Source organism: Microbulbifer sp. ABF4_148 (assembly GCF_056158985.1).
This window is the reverse complement of sequence record NZ_JBSWUI010000001.1, coordinates 3352930-3372500: the sequence shown is the minus strand read 5'-3', so window position 1 is coordinate 3372500 and position 19571 is coordinate 3352930. Positions and strand designations below refer to the sequence as shown.

General features: G+C 55.9%; 14 protein-coding genes, 2 tRNA genes and 2 rRNA genes (1 of these 18 running past the window's edge). 11 read left to right on the top strand and 7 right to left on the bottom strand.

Annotated features, from left to right (window positions below):
• From ACXAD0_RS14945 to rrf, 3 genes are all read left to right on the top strand, one after another.
• Nucleotides 1–34 (top strand) — tRNA-Ala (locus ACXAD0_RS14945) (it extends 42 nt beyond the left edge of the window).
• 255 nt (nucleotides 35–289) lie between these two features.
• Nucleotides 290–3174, top strand: a 23S ribosomal RNA gene (locus ACXAD0_RS14940).
• A 208-nt stretch (nucleotides 3175–3382) separates the two neighbouring features.
• Nucleotides 3383–3498: ribosomal RNA gene (gene rrf / locus ACXAD0_RS14935) — 5S ribosomal RNA — on the top strand.
• A 582-nt stretch (nucleotides 3499–4080) separates the two neighbouring features.
• On the opposite strand, the gene ACXAD0_RS14930 is transcribed toward rrf, so the two are convergent.
• From ACXAD0_RS14930 to ACXAD0_RS14910, 5 genes are all read right to left on the bottom strand, one after another.
• Nucleotides 4081–5406 carry a hypothetical protein gene (locus ACXAD0_RS14930; protein WP_475089357.1) on the bottom strand — a complete coding sequence of 442 codons (1326 nt, stop codon included), beginning with the start codon at nucleotides 5404–5406 and terminating at the stop codon, nucleotides 4081–4083.
• 33 nt (nucleotides 5407–5439) lie between these two features.
• Nucleotides 5440–5889: an aconitase X swivel domain-containing protein gene (locus ACXAD0_RS14925; RefSeq protein WP_475089356.1), complete on the bottom strand. Its 450-nt coding sequence runs from the start codon at nucleotides 5887–5889 to the stop codon at nucleotides 5440–5442.
• Nucleotides 5890–5946: 57 nt separating this feature from the next.
• Complete coding sequence (locus tag ACXAD0_RS14920) at nucleotides 5947–7521, bottom strand: aconitase X (RefSeq protein ID WP_475089355.1); 1575 nt, start codon at nucleotides 7519–7521, stop codon at nucleotides 5947–5949.
• Between the two features lie 372 nt (nucleotides 7522–7893).
• Nucleotides 7894–7970 (bottom strand) — tRNA-Arg (locus tag ACXAD0_RS14915).
• A gap of 204 nt (nucleotides 7971–8174) precedes the next feature.
• On the bottom strand, nucleotides 8175–9137 hold the full coding sequence (locus ACXAD0_RS14910; protein ID WP_475089354.1) for a tRNA dihydrouridine synthase: 963 nt from the start codon (nucleotides 9135–9137) through the stop codon (nucleotides 8175–8177).
• A 273-nt stretch (nucleotides 9138–9410) separates the two neighbouring features.
• Between ACXAD0_RS14910 and ACXAD0_RS14905 the strand changes: the two genes are divergently transcribed.
• From ACXAD0_RS14905 to ACXAD0_RS14880, 6 genes are all read left to right on the top strand, one after another.
• Nucleotides 9411–9647 (top strand): OadG family protein, encoded by a 237-nt coding sequence (locus ACXAD0_RS14905; RefSeq protein ID WP_475089353.1) that lies wholly within the window; start codon nucleotides 9411–9413, stop codon nucleotides 9645–9647.
• 54 nt (nucleotides 9648–9701) lie between these two features.
• Nucleotides 9702–11489, top strand: a complete 1788-nt coding sequence (gene oadA, locus ACXAD0_RS14900; protein WP_475089352.1) for a sodium-extruding oxaloacetate decarboxylase subunit alpha — start codon at nucleotides 9702–9704, stop codon at nucleotides 11487–11489.
• A gap of 14 nt (nucleotides 11490–11503) precedes the next feature.
• Nucleotides 11504–12817, top strand: a complete 1314-nt coding sequence (locus ACXAD0_RS14895; protein WP_475089351.1) for a sodium ion-translocating decarboxylase subunit beta — start codon at nucleotides 11504–11506, stop codon at nucleotides 12815–12817.
• 173 nt (nucleotides 12818–12990) lie between these two features.
• The gene (djlA, locus tag ACXAD0_RS14890) at nucleotides 12991–13770 is read left to right on the top strand and encodes a co-chaperone DjlA (protein ID WP_475089349.1); all 780 of its coding nucleotides are present in this window, start codon (nucleotides 12991–12993) and stop codon (nucleotides 13768–13770) included.
• 19 nt (nucleotides 13771–13789) lie between these two features.
• Nucleotides 13790–14095, top strand: a complete 306-nt coding sequence (locus ACXAD0_RS14885; RefSeq protein ID WP_475089347.1) for a BolA family protein — start codon at nucleotides 13790–13792, stop codon at nucleotides 14093–14095.
• A 562-nt stretch (nucleotides 14096–14657) separates the two neighbouring features.
• Entirely contained in the window at nucleotides 14658–15494 is an 837-nt protein-coding gene (locus tag ACXAD0_RS14880; protein WP_475089346.1) for an OmpW/AlkL family protein, read from the top strand.
• Between the two features lie 97 nt (nucleotides 15495–15591).
• On the opposite strand, the gene recQ is transcribed toward ACXAD0_RS14880, so the two are convergent.
• Nucleotides 15592–17415: a DNA helicase RecQ gene (recQ, locus tag ACXAD0_RS14875; RefSeq protein WP_475089344.1), complete on the bottom strand. Its 1824-nt coding sequence runs from the start codon at nucleotides 17413–17415 to the stop codon at nucleotides 15592–15594.
• 242 nt (nucleotides 17416–17657) lie between these two features.
• Between recQ and ACXAD0_RS14870 the strand changes: the two genes are divergently transcribed.
• A complete protein-coding gene (locus ACXAD0_RS14870; protein ID WP_475089343.1) occupies nucleotides 17658–18092 on the top strand; it encodes a hypothetical protein in 435 nt (144 codons plus the stop codon).
• On the opposite strand, the gene ACXAD0_RS14865 is transcribed toward ACXAD0_RS14870, so the two are convergent.
• The gene (locus ACXAD0_RS14865; protein ID WP_475089341.1) at nucleotides 18080–18892 is read right to left on the bottom strand and encodes a glutaminyl-peptide cyclotransferase; all 813 of its coding nucleotides are present in this window, start codon (nucleotides 18890–18892) and stop codon (nucleotides 18080–18082) included. The two genes, ACXAD0_RS14870 and ACXAD0_RS14865, sit on opposite strands and share 13 nt — an antisense overlap.
• A gap of 36 nt (nucleotides 18893–18928) precedes the next feature.
• Here ACXAD0_RS14865 and ACXAD0_RS14860 point away from each other — a divergent pair, with 36 nt between their 5' ends.
• Nucleotides 18929–19561: a DUF502 domain-containing protein gene (locus ACXAD0_RS14860; protein WP_475089339.1), complete on the top strand. Its 633-nt coding sequence runs from the start codon at nucleotides 18929–18931 to the stop codon at nucleotides 19559–19561.
• The last annotated feature ends 10 nt before the right edge of the window (nucleotides 19562–19571 follow it).

The following is a 19571-nucleotide window of genomic DNA, read 5'->3' as shown; positions in this document are numbered from 1 at the left end:
GAGGTCAGCGGTTCGATCCCGCTTAGCTCCACCATTTCCTTCCCTACATTAGAAGTCAGAAAACTGGTTTCTTGAATTGCTTGATTGGTTCAAGAAGTTAGCTTTCTGATTTTTGCATCAGATGCTCTTTAACAAGGTGGAACATTTTGTAGTAATACACTGCAAGGCGAGGTTGAGTACTTAACAACTACTCAACATTCAATATTTGTGTGTCTCTCAAGCACACAATCCGGCGTCCAGGAATTTACCTGGATGTTTAATAAGTCGTTAGTAGTCGTTTGTGTTGTATGGTCAAGCGACTAAGCGTATACGGTGGATGCCTTGGCAGCTGGAGGCGATGAAGGACGTAGGAGCCTGCGATAAGCCTAGGGGAGTCGGCACACAGACTTTGATCCTAGGATTTCCGAATGGGGAAACCCACCTGTTTTACAGGTATCCCTAACTGAATACATAGGTTAGGGAGGCGAACCCGGGGAACTGAAACATCTAAGTACCCGGAGGAAAAGAAATCAACCGAGATTCCCTTAGTAGCGGCGAGCGAACGGGGATTAGCCCTTAAGCTTTTAATGTTTTAGTGGAAGGTTCTGGAAAGTACCGCGATACAGGGTGATAGCCCCGTACACGAAAAGGCATTTTAAGTGAAATCGAGTAGGTCGGGACACGTGTTATCTTGACTGAACATGGGGGGACCATCCTCCAAGGCTAAATACTCCCAGCTGACCGATAGTGAACCAGTACCGTGAGGGAAAGGCGAAAAGAACCCCGGAGAGGGGAGTGAAATAGAACCTGAAACCGTATACGTACAAGCAGTAGGAGCCCTTCGGGGTGACTGCGTACCTTTTGTATAATGGGTCAGCGACTTATTGTCTGTAGCAAGGTTAACCGCTTAGGGGAGCCGTAGAGAAATCGAGTCTTAATAGGGCGTTTAGTTGCAGGCAATAGACCCGAAACCCGGCGATCTATCCATGGGCAGGTTGAAGGTTGAGTAACATCAACTGGAGGACCGAACCCACTAATGTTGAAAAATTAGGGGATGACCTGTGGATCGGAGTGAAAGGCTAATCAAGCCGGGAGATAGCTGGTTCTCCTCGAAAGCTATTTAGGTAGCGCCTCGCGTCTCACCCTCGGGGGTAGAGCACTGTTTGGGCTAGGGGGTCATCCCGACTTACCAACCCCATGCAAACTCCGAATACCGAGGAGTGCAATCGCGGGAGACACACGGCGGGTGCTAACGTCCGTCGTGGAAAGGGAAACAACCCAGACCGCCAGCTAAGGTCCCAAATATCAGTTAAGTGGGAAACGATGTGGGAAGGCCCAGACAGCTAGGAGGTTGGCTTAGAAGCAGCCATCCTTTAAAGAAAGCGTAATAGCTCACTAGTCGAGTCGGCCCGCGCGGAAGATATACCGGGGCTCAAACTGATAACCGAAGCTGCGGATGCGTGTTTACACGCATGGTAGAGGAGCGTTCTGTAAGCCGTTGAAGGTGAACTGAGAGGTTTGCTGGAGGTATCAGAAGTGCGAATGCTGACATGAGTAACGATAAGGGGGGTGAAAAACCTCCCCGCCGGAAGACCAAGGGTTCCTGTCCAACGCTAATCGGGACAGGGTTAGTCGGCCCCTAAGGCGAGGGCGAAAGCCGTAGTCGATGGAAAACAGGTTAATATTCCTGTACTCGCTATTACTGCGATGGAGTGACGGAGAAGGCTAGGCCAGCACGGCGATTGGTTGTCCGTGTTTAAGGTTGTAGGCTGGGGACTTAGGCAAATCCGGGTCCCTAAGGCCGAGAGCTGATGACGAGTCTCTTTTTAAGAGACGAAGTGGTTGATGCCATGCTTCCAGGAAAAACTTCTAAGCTTCAGGTAATAGTGAACCGTACTCTAAACCGACACAGGTGGTCAGGTAGAGAATACCAAGGCGCTTGAGAGAACTCTGGTGAAGGAACTAGGCAAAATGGTACCGTAACTTCGGGAGAAGGTACGCCGGTTTTGGTGATGGGACTTGCTCCCTAAGCTGAGGCCGGTCGAAGTGACCAGGTGGCTGCGACTGTTTATTAAAAACATAGCACTCTGCAAACACGTAAGTGGACGTATAGGGTGTGACGCCTGCCCGGTGCCGGAAGGTTAATTGATGGGGTTAGCTTCGGCGAAGCTCTTGATCGAAGCCCCGGTAAACGGCGGCCGTAACTATAACGGTCCTAAGGTAGCGAAATTCCTTGTCGGGTAAGTTCCGACCTGCACGAATGGCGTAACGATGGCCACGCTGTCTCCACCAGAGACTCAGTGAAATTGAAATCGCTGTTAAGATGCAGTGTACCCGCGGCTAGACGGAAAGACCCCGTGAACCTTTACTACAGCTTTGCACTGAACTTTGAGCCTACTTGTGTAGGATAGGTGGGAGGCTTTGAAGCAGTCACGCTAGTGATTGTGGAGCCGTCCTTGAAATACCACCCTGGTATGTTTGAGGTTCTAACTCAGGTCCGTTATCCGGATCGAGGACAGTGTATGGTGGGTAGTTTGACTGGGGCGGTCTCCTCCCAAAGAGTAACGGAGGAGTACGAAGGTGCACTCAGCATGGTCGGAAATCATGCAATGAGCATAATGGTATAAGTGCGCTTGACTGCGAGACAGACATGTCGAGCAGGTACGAAAGTAGGTCATAGTGATCCGGCGATTCTGTATGGAAGGGTCGTCGCTCAACGGATAAAAGGTACTCCGGGGATAACAGGCTGATACCGCCCAAGAGTTCACATCGACGGCGGTGTTTGGCACCTCGATGTCGGCTCATCACATCCTGGGGCTGAAGCCGGTCCCAAGGGTATGGCTGTTCGCCATTTAAAGTGGTACGCGAGCTGGGTTTAGAACGTCGTGAGACAGTTCGGTCCCTATCTGCCGTGGGCGTTGGAAATTTGAGAAGAGTTGCTCCTAGTACGAGAGGACCGGAGTGAACGAACCTCTGGTGTTCGGGTTGTCACGCCAGTGGCATTGCCCGGTAGCTATGTTCGGACGGGATAACCGCTGAAAGCATCTAAGCGGGAAGCCTCCTTCAAGATAAGATTTCCCTGACTCCTTGAGAGTCCTGAAGGGCCCTGGAAGACTACCAGGTTGATAGGCTGGGTGTGGAAGCGTTGTGAGGCGTTGAGCTAACCAGTACTAATTGCCCGTGCGGCTTGACCATACAACAGAGATGGTTACTAACGATTTGGATTGTGTCCAATCGAGAGACGCGCAAGAAGCTCGAAAGAGCATCGACTTGCGGTGTATTACTACAGAGTGTTTTACCGACTTATTTGGGGTTATCGCCGGTCATTAGACCGAGGCAAACAGCGATAACACGGCAGGCAGAGCCAAGGCTCTTAAGACCGATGCCAACCCAAGCCAGTTTGCCTGACGACCATAGAGTTGTGGAACCACCTGATCCCTTGCCGAACTCAGAAGTGAAACGCAACATCGCCGATGGTAGTGTGGGGATTCCCCATGTGAGAGTAGGTCATCGTCAGGCTTCTAAATAAAAGAAAGGGCCACCCAATTGGGTGGCCCTTTTTTTATTTATCAAACACACAAATGCGTACTGCCGAGCATCGTGAGAGTAGGGTGAGGAGCGGTCGCGCTAGCGACGCAAAGCCTGCTTTGCGAGTGACGAACGCCCGGCCACGGATGGCCGGGCAGGGGCTTGATCGAACACAATGCAGTTGCGCCATGGATGGCGACGCGGATGCGCATTGCCTCTGCCCGCAGTTGAGGGGCATCGCTCCACTTGGATCGCAAGCCCGGTTCAAGTAAAAGAAAGGGCCACCCATTTGGGTGGCCCTTTTTTTATTTATCAAACACACAAATGCGTACTACCACGCAGCGCAACGCGCTGCCATGTGAGTCGTGCGCGACCCCGGAGCCGATGCACCGCAGGTGCCAGTTTGGTGTGCCGAAGGCATCGCATAGCGAGACCGCGCGTAGCGCGGGACACAGTGTAGGTCTGATAAGTTCAGGCGAAGCGAACCGCTCAGGCTGGATCGCCAGCCCGGTTCAAATAAAAGAAAGGGCCACCCATTTGGGTGGCCCTTTTTTTATATTGAAAGCTACGAAATCAGAAAACAGATCGAATCCTGATGCTAAACGCCTGCGCCTCACTGAACTCTTCTGTGAATGCCGGATTTTCGATGTGCTGGAGGCTCACCGTCGTATCGAGCCCCACAAATAAAGGAAAACGATAGAAAATCTCGAAGTTCACTTCTTCTCGCGCAGTCGGGACCACCGACTCGACCCAGTTGATCGCTGCCCCGAACAGGTCATTTTGCATTCGCAGGGGACCGCTGGGGTTATAGACCAGGAAGGAGATCGCGGCCTGTTCACGATAGATCGCGGACTTTCTCCAGGCCTTGCCCCAGCGGACGACTGCGATCTTTTTGCCGTGAGGATCCAGTTCCTGCTCCAGCTTTACCGTTACGCCATGGCCCTCGCGCCCGGTGCTTGCGTTGATTGGCTGATCGTCCTTGGTGCCATCGTTGTGCCACAGGGTGAGTTTCGAATAGCCCGCTTTTTTTGTCTTGGGGCATTGCTTGTATCCGATTTCCACCGCCTTGTAGAGGTCTTTCGCACCGATGTCACCGAAGTTCTGACGATCGCCATTCGCATCGGAGACTACCCCGAGTAGCCGCCAGCGTTCATGTGGGTAAAGTGCACCTGCGAAACCGATACCGGAGTCGGGGTAACCACTTACGAACAGGCCAGTGCCGGCATTGGGTAAAAACGTGGTGACGGGCGAGATGTGTTGGGAGGTAGCCAGAATGGCATCCGGGGTGATTTTCCCGATGCGATAGGCACCGCCAGCTTCTTTGCTGCCTTGTTCCCAGTACAGGTTCCTAAATGGCAGAAAGGTGGGGGTATATGCAGAAAATGCGTTTGCGGTGCCACCGGCGGTAGCGAGGCTGACGAAGCCCAGGTCTTGTGGACCGGTGCTACCGTAGTCCCAACGTCCCTCAATATGGACATACAATTTGCCGGCATTGGGCTGGCCCCGCCTGTAGGCATCCCAGGATGCGACCAGGTCCATGTCAGTGGTGGTGCCCTTTTTGGAGTCGTCATCGACCGCTTCAGTCACCCCCTGGAAAAGGTGATTGAAGGTGACGCCCAGGCGTACACAGTTTTCCCGGTACACCATATCCGAGAAGTTGCTGAACGCGTCGTGGGCTCCTTTGAGCGGGGAGATCCCCAGCAGGGAATCACGCTGGGCGCGGCGCTCCGCGATAATCGGCAGGATCGCGGAGGGGTCGGTTGGATCGTTGCTGACAGCGTCTTGCTGCGTCGTCCCGGAAGATGTCTGCGCGGTGACGCCGCCGGGCAGCAGGCAGGTCGCGCACAGGCTGACGGCAGCCAGTACTCGCAGCGAGGCAATATTCCGGAGATGATCCATCAATGTACTACCGCAACTTTCTGTCGAACTAGCTCACCCCACCTCAACAGTTCCGTCTTCGTAGATCGCAATGGGATCGCCGGACTTGACCGACTTGAGGAAGTCGTCCCCCAGCTTGTCGACGGTGATAATTCGGCGGTCATACCAGATATCGTTCATAAACAGGCCCGCGGAAGAGACGGAGTCGATCGGCCAGGCGAATAACATCGCTTGCGGTCCTACGCCGATTTCGCTCATCCCCATCAGTACACAGCCGCCCAAAGTGGAGCCGACAGTTTGGGTCGTACAAATAATCGCGCCTTTGAGATCCTTCTGATAGAGGTCTTTGTTCGCCGCGTCTGTACAGGGAGCACTTTCTGTCTCGCCACCAAACATGTTTTTGATGTAGGAATTACTCGTATTGAAAGGCACCGTGGATACCAGTGCTTTCCCTTCCAGCTTGCCGGGCAACAGTGGGCGTCCCTGGAATTTTTTCTTCGCCATTGCATTCTCCAGCCGTATCAGAGGCGTAAATGTGCGTGCGTAAGTTTCTGCGTATCGTTACGCCGCACCCTTTGGTATTTTTCCGGTGACAATGATCTCGATGAGTACGTCATCCGGAAAATACCGCAGTGTTGAATAGTTGCGGGTTTTGGCAGAATTCGTCACGCCGAAAACCCGCTCTGAAAATCCTTTCATCCCGGCATAAGACACGGAGCACATATTGGTAAACTTCATGCCAGCAGCTTTCATCTTGCCCACCAACTCGGGATGCTCTTCCACCAGGTGGTCGCGTACCACGTTCGCGCAGAATAGATACACCGGTATTGCGGCTTCTTTCTTGCCGCGCTTTTCCAGTGCCTGGGTGACATTAAGCCCCCACTGGTAGATTTCATCGTAGGTGTTGTGCGGGCAGCCAATAAAGCAGTGGGTGGGCGCATGGTCTTTTTGCGACCACTGGTTTTCAAACGTATCGCGAATTCGTTCCTGCTCCGCGTCGTCGATGACGTAAGTCTGGTATCCCTCAAGCAGGAGTTTCCGTTCCTTGTCGACCGCGTCAGGTGTTACGCCTTCGACATGGTAGAGACCAACAGCACCGCTGGACGCGGTGGCACTGCCCATGGCCTTGAGTTTGTGCATATTTTCGTTGGTGATCTTGCCGCCGAAGTAGCTGTCGAGCCCCGAAATGAAGGGCACATCTTCAACGCACTTACGTCCGATGGCGGTGCCAATCACACCCCAGTCCGGTTCTTTGCTCGTCTTTACATCGACCAGCCACTTTGCCTGTCGGCCCTCATCGGTCATCAGGCCAAAGCGGGGTGCTTTCCCAACGATGGCACAGAGCAATTCCATGCCGGTGGCATTGCGGTTCGTGCGTAGCCCGAGTGCGGAGTTACCGTAATTGACCGCAGATGACTCAGCCCAGGCGACATACGTACCGGGTTTGGGTGCGTTACCGATTTCCGGTAAATAACAGGCGCAGCTGCGGTAGTTGAGATCGGGCGAGCCGAGCCGGACGTGTACCCAGTCGACATCTCTCTGACGTGCGTAGCCCTCATAGATAAGCTGCATATCGGTGGGGTTGTTGTTGACGTTGTAAACGTCGTATGGACGCGGGTTAACGGTGTAGGGGGCGTAGGATTTCAGCCCCGCTTTGGCGACCTCATCGAAGATGCCAATCAGGGACGCCATGTAATCGGTGCCAAAGTACATAGACGAGTGGGGGCGTCCGCCGAGCTTCACCAGTTTGTCGGCGCCAAAGGCGTTACCGTGCGCGACCAGGATCTTCATCAGCTTGGCCATGACCGGGCCCTTGGAGCCATCGAGCATGTCCTGCTCTTCCTGTGTCAGGGGCATCTGGTAGGGCTTGCTGGCGGCGCCTCCTGCCACCTGCTGTTCGGCGATCGGGTTTTTGCCGTCCGGTTTACTCATATCGGAATAAGTCATGCCGTCGGCATCTTTCGCGGTCATGCCTTTGCCACGGCCCTGGGTGAAGCCTTTGGAAGGTTTGTCAGCGGCTGCGTCTTTTTGACCATCTTCTGGTTTGGATTGGCCCAATGCCTTTTCACTGGCAGGCCCCAGCAAGGTAGTTGCGGGAATAAGAGTGACGGCTTTGCAAAAATCACGACGTTTCATTGGCGGGCTCGTAGTGCTTCTGGTCAATAGAGAAGCTCCGCTCTCTGAAGGGAGAGCGGTGCATTAGATGCAGCGTAGTCAAAGTTGGCGTGATCTCTTTGGGGAGGGAGCGGGGTTGGCAGTTAACTTGTGGTTTGAGCGGGGGGTGTTTTGGGATTGGTTTGAGGAATCGGATGGGGAGTGGGGATGTGGTGCTGGGGTTGCAGTGTGGGAGGATGGACTCGAAATACGCTTTGGCGTATTTCGCCCCTGCGGGCTCGCGTTGCTCGGTCTCAACTCGCTATGCGAGTTGGTCGAACCTGCGGAGCCTCTTGCCTCCCAAACGGGACATATAAAAAAAGCCCCATCCTTTCGGATGGGGCTTTTTGTATATGGCGCGCTCGGGAGGATTCGAACCTCCGACCGCCTGGTTCGTAGCCAGGTACTCTATCCAGCTGAGCTACGAGCGCGCTGCGTTGTGGTTGCGAATATTAGTGAGTTGCCTGTGCTTCGTCAACTCTTTTTTTAAGTCTTTTTAAGAAAAAGTCCTTAAAAATCCGCAAGTTATCGAACCTCTGGGCTTTCCGATGGTTGGCCGTTCAGCTCGATAGGGCGCGAATTCTGCCGTGCACCCGGGGCTTTTGCAAGCACTTTTTCGAAAAAAGTCCCGAACGTCAGGCTGCGCTGATTTCCGGCGTTCTGGTTGGGCTGTCGAGTTCTTGTGAAAACGCCTGTTCCAACAGCTCCGGGGTTCTGTGGCGCTTGATACGCTCGAAGAACCCCTGTGCTTCCGGATACCCTAGTTTCAGGTATGCCAGCCACTGCTTGATGCGGTTGCCGAGGTACTTCGATGGATACGTCGTACGGGTCGTCTGATAGTAGCGCCATAGCAGGGCAACGACCTGATGCCAGGACATCGGTGAATAGTCTTCGCCACGGCAGGCGGCCTTGATTTGCAGGCCCAGGTCGGGGCGGGCCAGCAGGCTGCGGCCAAGCATAAAGGCGTCGCAGCCGGTCACTTCCTGGCAGCGTTGGAATTCGCTGACCGTCCAAATGTCTCCGTTGGCGATAACCGGGATGCTGAGTGCCTGACGAATTTCGCCGATGTATTCCCAGTACGCAGGGGGGCGATAGCCGTCCACTTTGGAACGCGCGTGCACAGCCAGCTCACTGGCACCACCGGCTTCAGCCGCGCGGGCGTTATCCATATAGCTGAGGCGATCGTTGTAGCCCAGGCGAATCTTGGCGGATACCGGAATATCCGCCGGTAGCGCATTTCGCACCGCTGCCACAATGGCTTCGACGCGATGAGGACTTTGCAGCAGGCATGCGCCACCATCGCTGTTATTGACCGATTTCGCCGGACAACCAAAGTTCAGATCGATGGATTTTGCGCCGGCGGCCACTGCGCGGACGGCATTGTCTGCCATGGTGGCGGGATTGCCGCCCAGAAGCTGTAATTTTACGGGGATGCCGTGTTGTGTTTTCGCCTCGTGATCGAGTTCCGGGCAAAAGCGATGGAAGACTTTGCGCGGCAACATGGTGTGGGTGACGCGGACAAATTCAGTGACGCAGACATCGACACCGCCGATCTCGGAAAGCAACCCGCGCACATGATGGTCAATGACGCCCTCCATGGGCGCTTGGTATATTTGTGGGACTGTCTGGTCGAAAACTGTATTCATGAACTAAGAAATGGGGGCGCCAATGAAACGGCTGATCATTTTATCAGCACATTGGGCTGCCCTCTAATGGAAAGTTCGGAAAGGCAGTTTTTGTAGGCATTTTTTCTCTAGAAAACGGTTGTGGAAAACTATCTGTTTGTTGCGGCTGAAACTAATAAGTATTTGATTTTAAAAGAGACTTTTACTGATAATAGCCGCCGCTAAATTCTTCACAGGAGACGCACGGTGCAGGAAACACTGCTTCAACAGGGTCTGGACATTACGTTGTTCGGCATGGGGATCGTTTTTTCCTTCCTGCTGCTTCTGGTCGTTGGAACGACCCTGATGTCCCGGTTGATTACCCGGTTTTTCCCGGAGAGCGAACCCGCTGCCATTGCCGCGCCGTCCAGTGCTTCAGGTGACGTCCGTCTGCAGGCTGTAATCAAAGCCGCTATCGATCAGCACCGCAGCAAGCGCCGCTGATCACTGCCGCTGTTTTAACCCAATAACCCATAAACTTGCCGAGAGAGATAATCCATGACAGAGGTTAAGAAGCCACTGGGGATTACCGACGTAGTCCTGCGTGATGCACACCAATCACTTTTCGCCACCCGGCTGCGCCTGGATGACATGCTGCCGATTGCCGAGAAGCTCGACAAGGTGGGTTTCTGGTCACTCGAATCCTGGGGTGGCGCGACCTTTGATGCGTGCATCCGCTATCTCGGCGAGGATCCGTGGGAGCGTATTCGCGAGTTGAAAAAGGCTATGCCGAACACGCCACAGCAAATGCTGTTCCGTGGCCAGAACATTCTCGGATATCGCCATTACGCCGACGACGTGGTTGAGAAGTTCGTTGAGCGCGCAGCGGAAAATGGCGTCGACGTCTTCCGCGTGTTCGACGCCATGAATGATATGCGTAACCTGCAGACTGCGCTGAAGGCAGTGAAGAAGCAGGATAAGCATGCGCAGGGAACCATCTCTTACACCGTGAGCCCGGTACACACGCTCGATCTATGGGTAGATCTGGGGCGTCGTCTGGAAGACATGGGTGCCGATTCTATTGCCATTAAAGACATGGCGGGTTTGCTGCGCCCTTATGAAGGCTACGAGCTGGTCAAGCGCCTGAAAGCCGCTGTGGATATTCCGATTCATATGCAGTGTCACGCGACGACCGGTCTGTCGACCGCGACTGCGCTGAAGTGCGTGGAAGCTGGCATTGATAATATCGATACCGCCATTTCCTCCATGTCCATGACATACGGCCACAGCCCCACTGAGGCAGTCGTCGCCATTCTTGAAGGTACCGAGCGCGACACTGGACTGGATATCGCGCTACTCGAGGAAATCGCGGCCTACTTCCGCGGGGTGCGTAAGAAGTACGCCAAATTTGAAGGGTCGCTGCGCGGTGTCGATTCGCGCATCCTGGTTGCCCAGGTACCGGGTGGCATGTTGACCAACATGGAAAACCAGCTGCGCGAGCAGGGTGCCAGTGACAAGCTGGATGAGGTACTGGCCGAGATCCCGCGCGTGCGTGAAGATCTGGGATTCATTCCACTGGTCACGCCTACCTCGCAAATTGTTGGCACCCAGGCGGTGCTGAATGTCCTGACCGGCGAGCGTTACAAGTCTATTTCCAAGGAAACTTCCGGCGTCCTGAAAGGCGAGTACGGTGCGACTCCCGCCGAGGTTAATAAAGAGTTGCAGGAACGCGTTCTTGACGGTGCGAAACCTGTGACCTGTCGCCCGGCAGATCTGCTCGAAGATGAGCTCGACAAGCTCACTGCTGAACTGAAGCAAAAAGCCGGTGAAGACGGTATCCGTCTGGAGGCGGGCGAGCGTGAGATTGACGACGTGCTGACCTATGCACTGTTCCCGCAGGTCGGTCTGAAGTTCCTCAAAAATCGTGGCAACCCCGATGCCTTTGAGCCTGTACCGACTGGTAAAGAAGGTGCAGCCGTCAAAAATGACCAGGGCGAAGAGGTTTATACCGTCACTGTTGAAGGTCAGAGCTACACCGTTACCGTCGCCGATGGCGGCGACCTGACCGGTATTGCACCAGTGGGTGCAGCATCTGTGGCCGCGCCGGCGGCAGCTGGCGCGGTGCCATCGGGTGGTGAGACCGTCCCGGCACCGCTGGCCGGTAATATTTTCAAGGTGCTAGTGAAACCCGGTGATCAGGTAACTGAAGGCCAGACCATTATTGTTCTGGAAGCCATGAAGATGGAGACCGCGGTGAGCGCGCCTAAGGCGGGCACCGTCAGTGGCGTAACCGTAAAAGAAGGTGATGCGGTGGCAGTGGGCGACGCCCTGCTGAGCATTGCTTAACTCCGGGGGCGCTTGTGGAAAATCTTTATAACCTCTGGCTTTCTTCCGGTCTGTACCAGATCGCGGGTAACCAGTTTGCGATGATTCTGGTCGGCCTCGGGTTGCTGTTCCTGGCGATTCGGAAGAACTTTGAACCGCTGCTGCTGGTACCCATCGGTTTCGGTGGCATTCTGGCAAATATTCCTGGTGCAAACCTGGCCTTTTCTGCGGCGGAGAGTGCAATTCTCTCCGGTGACGCCACCCTGCTGGCGCAAATGGCGCAGATACTCGGTGTTGAGGCCGCCAGCTCCGTTGAGGCGCTGAACGTGGCGCTCGGAGATGCTCCGGCCTCAGTGCAGGCCAAGGTGGCTTCTCTGGCGATGGATGCGGGCTTCTCCAATGGGATGCTGTACAACTTCTACAGCGTTGCCATCGCCTCCGGCGTTGCGCCGCTGGTAATTTTCATGGGTGTCGGTGCCATGACCGACTTTGGCCCACTGTTGGCCAACCCCCGGACCTTGTTCCTGGGGGCGGCGGCGCAGTTCGGTATTTTTGCCACGGTACTGGGCGCGGTTGCTCTCTCTGCGGCAGGCATTATGGATTTCTCCGTCGCGGACGCTGCCGCCATTGGTATCATCGGTGGTGCGGATGGCCCGACCGCGATCTATGTATCCAGCCTGTTGGCGCCCGACCTGCTCGGCGCAATCGCGGTAGCGGCCTATTCCTATATGGCGCTGGTGCCGCTGATCCAGCCGCCGATCATGCGCGCACTGACTACGCCGGAAGAGCGCAAGATCGAAATGGTGCAGCTGCGTCACGTCAGCAAGCGCGAGAAGATCGTATTCCCACTATTGCTGCTTATCCTGGTGGCGTTGTTCCTGCCGGATGCAGCGCCGCTGTTGGGTATGTTCTGCTTTGGTAACTTGATGCGTGAGTGCGGGGTGGTCTCCCGCCTCTCGGACACGGCGCAAAATGCCCTGATCAATATCACCACGATCTTCCTGGGATTGTCCGTGGGTTCCAAGCTGGCTGCAGACAAATTCCTGGATCCCAAAACTCTGGGTATTCTCGGACTTGGTATTGTGGCGTTCGCGATTGGTACCGCGACCGGGGTATTGATGGCGAAGCTGCTCAATGTCTTCAGTTCCAATAAGGTGAACCCGCTCATTGGATCTGCTGGCGTGTCTGCGGTACCGATGGCCGCCCGTGTGTCCAACAAGCTCGGGCTTGAGGCCAACCCGCAGAACTTCCTGCTGATGCACGCTATGGGCCCGAACGTGGCTGGCGTGATCGGTTCCGCCGTCGCGGCTGGCGTCATGATTACCATGGTTCGCTCCATGGGCGGATAAGCTGCTTTTCCTGACCAGGCAGCCATCCGGGTTGTCTGGTCTCTTTCCCTCCTAGCTACGTGTCCTGCGTATTTCCCCTGCCTCAATGCCAAAACAGAAGCGCCAAGCGATTCGGACCCGACGTGCTATGATGGCCGCCGGAAACAAGGCGCAGTGAGCGTTCGGAGGTAGTCATGTCTTGGTTGGGTGCGGGAATTGGTGCCGGCATCGGTATGATGTTTGGTGGCCCAATTGGTGCGGCTTTGGGTGCCTGGATTGGCAGCTCGTTCGGGAGCGGTCTCCAGCGCGTCGGCACCGCGGCAGATTCGCTCAACCGGGATGGGGCGCAAACTGTATTTGTCGTCACGCTGTTCTCCATGTTGGCAAAAATGGCCAAAGCTGATGGGCAGGTCACGCGCGAGGAAATTCGGTTAGTCGAAGACTTCATGGAAAATAATCTGCGCATGAGTGCAGAGGATCGCCGCGAGGCGATCAAGATTTTCCAGAATGCCAAGTCTGACGCGTACAGTATTTATGATTATGCGCAGCAATATCGGCAGCTGGTGGGTAATCCGGCCATGCGGGAAATGCTCTACCGGCTGCTGTTTGCCCTGGCGCATGCAGATGGACAGCTGCATCCTTCAGAAGAAGAGATTCTGCGACGTATTCCCGGATACCTGGGATTGCACGACAGTATTTATTCGGCGTTCAGAAACCAGTTTACCGGTGGTGCTGCAACAGCACCGGATACTCTCGAGCAACACTATGCTGTGCTTGAGTGCGACCCGGAGGTGAGCGATAAGGACCTCAAGCTGGCCTATCGCCGCAAGGCGGCGGAGTTCCATCCGGACAAACTGGCGGCGAAAGGTCTGCCGGATGAATTTATGCGCGATGCCGAAGAGCAGATGAAAAATATCACTGTCGCGTATGAGAGCATCGTTGCTGCGCGAAAACGTGCGACCGTCACCAGCTAATTGTATTGAGGAGTTCGCAATGAGCCTTGCCAGCGTAATTCAGGAGAAACTGACGTCGGCCTTTACGCCGCAGCATGTCGATGTACAGTGTGAAAGTCATCTGCACAATGTTCCCGAGGGAGCGGAGATGCACTTTCGTGTGGTGTTGGTCGCGGAAGCATTTTCTGGCGTGCGCAAAGTACAGCGTCATCAGAAAGTTTATGCCGCACTGGCGGAAGAAATGGCAGGCCCTGTCCATGCGCTGGCTCTGCATACCTACAGCCCGGATGAGTGGCAGGGTGAAGCGCCGGAAAGTCCTGAGTGCCTCGGCGGTGGCAAAGGCTAACAGTTACTCCGTAACGGCCCCGCCTGTGCGTGAGCTCGTTCCGGTTACACTTAATTCTCCCGATACCCCTTACCGTTCTTTTCGTGTCCCAACGCGGTACGCTTCACGTTTAACTCTTCTTTATTTACCGCGCGTTTCTATCGTCTTCCCCGTTTGATTGTTCATGCTTTCTCGTCGGCAGTCGTCCGTGGATCCTTTTGGTCCTGACGAAAGCGCATTATTGCGACTCAAATGGTTAGCTCGTTTCGATCAATGAGGGGCGGAAACGAGGAAGGGCAGGCCAGTCTGCAAAAGTTGGCGCTTTGTGCTGTGATGTTTGGCGTGCTTTGTAAAAAAATGGCACGAAATATCTCGCGCTTTTTTCCTATGTTGGAAAAATCTTGGCGTTGGAATCACCCAAAATGCCTGAAAAAAATTAATTGCGCGTCAACTTTACACAATTGTTCCAAGACAGAGCGTGCCGCTTGGGTGATTTTTCTACAGCCGTGAACTCCCGTGTCTAGACTGAAAGTGATTGGGTTAATTGCTGTTCAATTTGCCGAATATTGATGGAGTTCTGACTATGAAAATGATGCGCATTCTAACACCCTTGGCATTAGCAGTTACCGCCTCGGTAGGCGCGCAACAAGCTTTTGCCGGGGGGTCCGGTTACGTGCCTCCGGCACCTCCACCCAAGCTGTACCACGCGGGCACCGCGGTTGTACGTCTGGGCGGTAGCTATGTCGATCCGGATAGCACCAGTGCTACCCTGCGTAACCCGGACATTTTCCCGGAGTATGCAACCCTTGAGGGGCGTCGCGGCTTTGACTACGACCTGGATTCTGCCTGGTCTTGGCAGTTTAGCGCGATGTTTATGCCTGCGGACCACTTTGGTATCGAGTATATGTATGTCGGGGAGTCCAGCCACGACAACGACTGGCGGGTTTCAGGCTTCGTCGACGAGGGCTTTGACCGTACTTATCGGATCAATGACCTGGATCGTACGACCAATGTCCTGACCGTCAATTGGTTCCCGGTATGCCCTGAATCCTGGGTGCAGCCATACGTTGGTATCGGTACTCACTACACCGACTTCGACAGTGTCAGACTCAGAGATCCTGCGAATGAGGTGCTCGCTGAGTTTGCTGATGCGGTTGGCCCGGGCCGCCTGAGTGTCGGCAGCAGCTGGGGCTGGGTTGGTCAGGTTGGTATCGACATCCTGTTCGGCCGCGACAGTAACTGGCTGGTGAACATGTCCGCAACCTATCTGGACATGGATCTGACTGCAGACCTCGACTACGCCGTTGAGGGCCTGACCCAGGATGATCCGCAACAGACGCGCTTCTTCTACAACTCTGTACGGAGCCGTCTCGATCCAGATCCCTGGCTGTGGAACATCGGCATTGGCTACAAGTTCTAATCCTGGTATTGGAACGAAAAGGGCGCTTCGGCGCCCTTTTTTGTTGTTGGATGCGGCTGGATCCCTGCGGTGTCGAGTAGCCGGCTCGCTGCGTGGGTTAAGCGGTACTCTCGCTGAGGAACGCCTGAATGTGTTCGAGGAAGTCCTGCCCGAAGCGCGCCAGCTTGCTGTCACCAACCCCGCTGATGTCGAGTAATTCGGCACTGTTTTTGGGTTTGCGCAATGCCATTTCGCGCAGTGTCGCGTCATGGAATACGACGTAAGGCGGTACACCCTGTGCTTCCGCGAGTGCTTTTCGACATGCACGCAGCTGGTCGAACAGGGCCTGGTCTGCCTCGGCGAGATCCTCGACGGGGTTTCTGCGGCTGGTCGGTGCCGACCTGGCAGCCAGCTTACGCAGCTGAATCTTTTGCTCACCGCGCAGTAACGGGCGGCATGCTTCCGTCAGTTGCAGTGCGCCGAAGGCTTCACCGTTGACCTCCAGCAAGCCCCTGACCACCAGCTGTCGCACGACCGCGCGCCACTCAACGGCGCTGAGGTCGGATCCGATTCCCCATGTACTCAGTTGGTGATGGCCGAATCGATGGATGCGCTCGCTATCGCTGCCGCGTAACACGTCGATGACGTGCGCAGCACCAAACCGCTGTCCGGTCCGATAGACACAGGACAATAGCTTGGCGGCTGCCTCGGTACCGTCCCAGGTTTGTGGCGGTGAAAGACAGTTGTCGCAGTTGCCGCAGGGGTCGGGTAAGGTCTCGGCGAAATAGCGCAACAACGCCTGCCTGCGGCAGGTGGTGATTTCACACAGGCCCAGCATGGCGTTCAGACGCGTGCGTTCGCTTCGTTTGAAGGCCTCGTTGCCCTCAGACGCGTCGGCCATTTGACCAAGCTTGACGACATCCTCCAGGCCGTAGAGGAGCAGTGCAGTGGAATCCTCACCGTCGCGACCGGCACGGCCGGTTTCCTGATAGTAGGCTTCGATGCTTTTGGGTAGATCCAGATGCGCTACAAAGCGCACGTCGGGTTTGTCGATCCCCATACCAAAGGCGACAGTGGCGACAATGATGACGCCTTCTTCCCGCAAAAAACGCCGCTGATGGGCTGCCCGGGTTTCGGCCGGTAGTCCGGCATGGTAGGGCAGGGCAGTCAGCCCCTGATCTGCCAGCCATGCGGCGGTGGATTCAACCTTGTTGCGGGACAGGCAGTAAATAACGCCAGCGTTTCCCGCCTGCTCGTCGCGCAGGAACTGCAGCAGCTGGCGCTTCGGATTGTTTTTCTGGGTGATGCGATAGCAAATATTCGGGCGGTCAAAGCTGCTGATGAAGTGCTGTGCCTGATGCAGATTCAGTCGCTCCGCAATTTCCTGGCGCGTGCGGGCATCAGCCGTTGCGGTCAGGGCGATGCGCGGCACCTGTGGGAACAGCTCGTGCAGCTGGTTCAGTTGCAGGTATTCCGCGCGAAAGTCGTGGCCCCACTGTGAGACACAGTGGGCCTCATCGATGGCAAACAGGGACAGCTTCGCCCGCGACAGCAGCTCCAGGGTACGCGGTTGCAGCAGGCGTTCTGGCGCCAGATATAAAAGCTTGAGTTCACCGGCCAGCAGGGCACGCTCAATCGCCTGTGCCTCTTCCAGGGGCAGGGTGGAATTCAGAAATGCGGCCGGCACGCCGGCGGCGCGGAGCGCTTCCACCTGGTCTTGCATCAGGGCAATGAGCGGTGAAATCACAATGCCGCAGCCGGTCTGGGCCAGTGCGGGGATCTGGTAACAGAGGGACTTGCCCCCACCGGTGGGCATTAACACCAGGGCATCTTCACCGGCAATCAGGCGCTCGATGATGTCTTGCTGCTGACCGCGAAAATCGCGATAGCCAAACGTGTGCTCGAGGATGTAATGCGGGCTGGCGGGGGTGGAGGTACTCATGCTCGGGAGTATACCGGCCATGACGATTCAGGTCGCGCCAGGTACCCCGGATGGGCGAGTGGGCGCGCCGGTGGAGGAGGCTTTGGTGGCAGTCCTGCCCCCACGCTCAGGGCGGGATGGCGCGCAAATCATGCCTAAATCCAGCGAAAGTGCCGGAAATGACCAATTTGGCGGCAAATTCCCTTTAAAAATGTGACCTTTCGCTATAATCGCGCTTCGCAGACATAGACAAGGATAAGCCTATGCGCACTGTGAATTTGCTTTTGCTGTTATCAATCGGGTTGTTGGGGAGTCTCGCAGGATGCGTTTCCGTCTCTCCGGACCGGCTGGTGCAGTCCGCCCGTGCGGACACCCACTTGGGCTGGAAACCCGCGCCAGAACATCAGCTGGCCTTTTCGCTGGTCACCGCAAGCGGTATCGGTCGCGTGGAGCTCCAGCCTTTGCCCGAGGATCTGAAGCTGCTCACGCTGGAGCTTCCGGGCCTCCAGCGGGTGGAGGGGGTGCAATGGCAAGGTGCCGATGGATTTGACGCGATGTTGTTTGATGGAAGCGGCGGTCAGCCGGGTGTCGCACTGGATGCGATGCCGCGTGGCTTTCGCCTGCGTATCGCGGGTGAGGCGCTGGATTCGATGCGGGCCGGCGGTATCCTCACCGTCGTGGACGTCTACCGGGGCTGAGGCTCGCTGTCAGGCTTCGCTGGCCCGGCGCCAAAGCCCAACCCCTCTGGGCGGATCAGGTACAGCTGTTTCCAGTACTTGCCCGTAACCCATAGCCCGTCATTTTCGGGATCCCAGGCGATCCCGTTGGCAACGGCATCCACGTCGTTGTGGGCGGGGGAAAGTTCGCTGATATCCAGCACGCCTTGCACTTCGCCGCTTGCCGGGTCGATTGCAATAATCCGCTCGTCCATCCAGATATTCGCCCAGATCAAACCCTGGGCATATTCGAGTTCGTTTAACCGCGCCCAGCGCTGGTCTCCGCCGTGCACCTGCAGCCGCCGCTTGATCTCAAACGTATCCGGATCCCTGAAGGTGAGTTGGTCGGAGCCATTGCTCATGATGAGCCATTGGCCATCGGAGGTGAGCCCCCATCCTTCACCGGCATAGTGATAGGTGCCCAGCCTCTGCAGGGTACTGGCACGATAGACCTGCAGTTCTCCTGCGCGATAAGTGAGCAGGTACAGTCGATCCCCCAGAACAGCCAGTCCTTCCGCAAATCGATCCGGAGAGAGCCACTTGCGTCTCAGAGGTGCCTTGGAAGGGTCGGTATACTTGGCCAGCCAGGACTGTTGATAGCGGCCGCTGCTTTCCCACCAGTGTTTGCCATCGAAGTACAATCCCTGGGTAAAGTGGTCGCTGCCCCGCTCCCGTTGCTGGAGCACCTCGAAAGGGACTTCGCCTGGTGCGGACGCCATGGCGGGCGAGGTGAGTAACGCGATCAGCAGTGCGACGGGGTACAGAGCTCTGTTGGCAGACATATAAGAATCAGGTTTTCGCATCCGCAGTAAGTATTTATGAACAGAATCAAAACGTTTATTACATTGACCCTGCTGGGTGGCCTCGCCGTGGTATTGCCGATCGCCATCTTTGTGCTGCTGTTCCAGTGGCTGTTTGGGCAGGTCTCCGAGTTGGTTGAACCCGCAGTACATTGGATGGAAGCGCACACCCAGTTCAAGCATACCCTTGCTCGTCTGGTGGTGATAGCGCTGATTCTGGGTGGATGCTTTTTAATCGGACTGCTGGTGAAAACCGGTGTGGGCCGTTGGGTGCATCGGCACGTCGATCACTGGCTGGGCAAGCTCGCCCCCGGGTATACCACCATCAAGGATCTCGTCCTGCAGTTTATTGGGGGTGGCGATAGTGGTGGGGTGCTCGCTGGTCCGGTCGCGCGGGTGCGGATTCATGGTGCTGACAATCCGTTGGCAGTGACCGCGATTGTCACTGCGCGCCATGACAATGGCGATTACACCGTCTATGTGCCGACCGCTCCGGTGCCCACGTCTGGATTTGTGTATCACGTGCCCGCAGCTTGCGTGGAGATTTTGCCCGGGGTCACGGTGGAGGCGGCGATGAAATCCATTGTCGCGTGCGGATCCGGCAGCGCCGAGTTAATGGCGAAGGCGCGGCTGGAAGTCAGTCCGACCTGAGCTGGGGAGC

Bases quoted from the DNA above. Each gene is read 5' to 3' on its own strand.
- ACXAD0_RS14930 (WP_475089357.1), bottom strand. From the start codon at position 5,406: ATGGATCATCTCCGGAATATTGCCTCGCTGCGAGTACTGGCTGCCGTC.
- ACXAD0_RS14925 (WP_475089356.1), bottom strand. From the start codon at position 5,889: ATGGCGAAGAAAAAATTCCAGGGACGCCCACTGTTGCCCGGCAAGCTG.
- ACXAD0_RS14920 (WP_475089355.1), bottom strand. From the start codon at position 7,521: ATGAAACGTCGTGATTTTTGCAAAGCCGTCACTCTTATTCCCGCAACT.
- ACXAD0_RS14910 (WP_475089354.1), bottom strand. From the start codon at position 9,137: ATGGAGGGCGTCATTGACCATCATGTGCGCGGGTTGCTTTCCGAGATC.
- oadA (WP_475089352.1), top strand. From the start codon at position 9,702: ATGACAGAGGTTAAGAAGCCACTGGGGATTACCGACGTAGTCCTGCGT.
- djlA (WP_475089349.1), top strand. From the start codon at position 12,991: ATGTCTTGGTTGGGTGCGGGAATTGGTGCCGGCATCGGTATGATGTTT.
- ACXAD0_RS14885 (WP_475089347.1), top strand. From the start codon at position 13,790: ATGAGCCTTGCCAGCGTAATTCAGGAGAAACTGACGTCGGCCTTTACG.
- ACXAD0_RS14880 (WP_475089346.1), top strand. From the start codon at position 14,658: ATGAAAATGATGCGCATTCTAACACCCTTGGCATTAGCAGTTACCGCC.
- recQ (WP_475089344.1), bottom strand. From the start codon at position 17,415: ATGAGTACCTCCACCCCCGCCAGCCCGCATTACATCCTCGAGCACACG.
- ACXAD0_RS14870 (WP_475089343.1), top strand. From the start codon at position 17,658: ATGCGCACTGTGAATTTGCTTTTGCTGTTATCAATCGGGTTGTTGGGG.
- ACXAD0_RS14865 (WP_475089341.1), bottom strand. From the start codon at position 18,892: ATGTCTGCCAACAGAGCTCTGTACCCCGTCGCACTGCTGATCGCGTTA.
- ACXAD0_RS14860 (WP_475089339.1), top strand. From the start codon at position 18,929: ATGAACAGAATCAAAACGTTTATTACATTGACCCTGCTGGGTGGCCTC.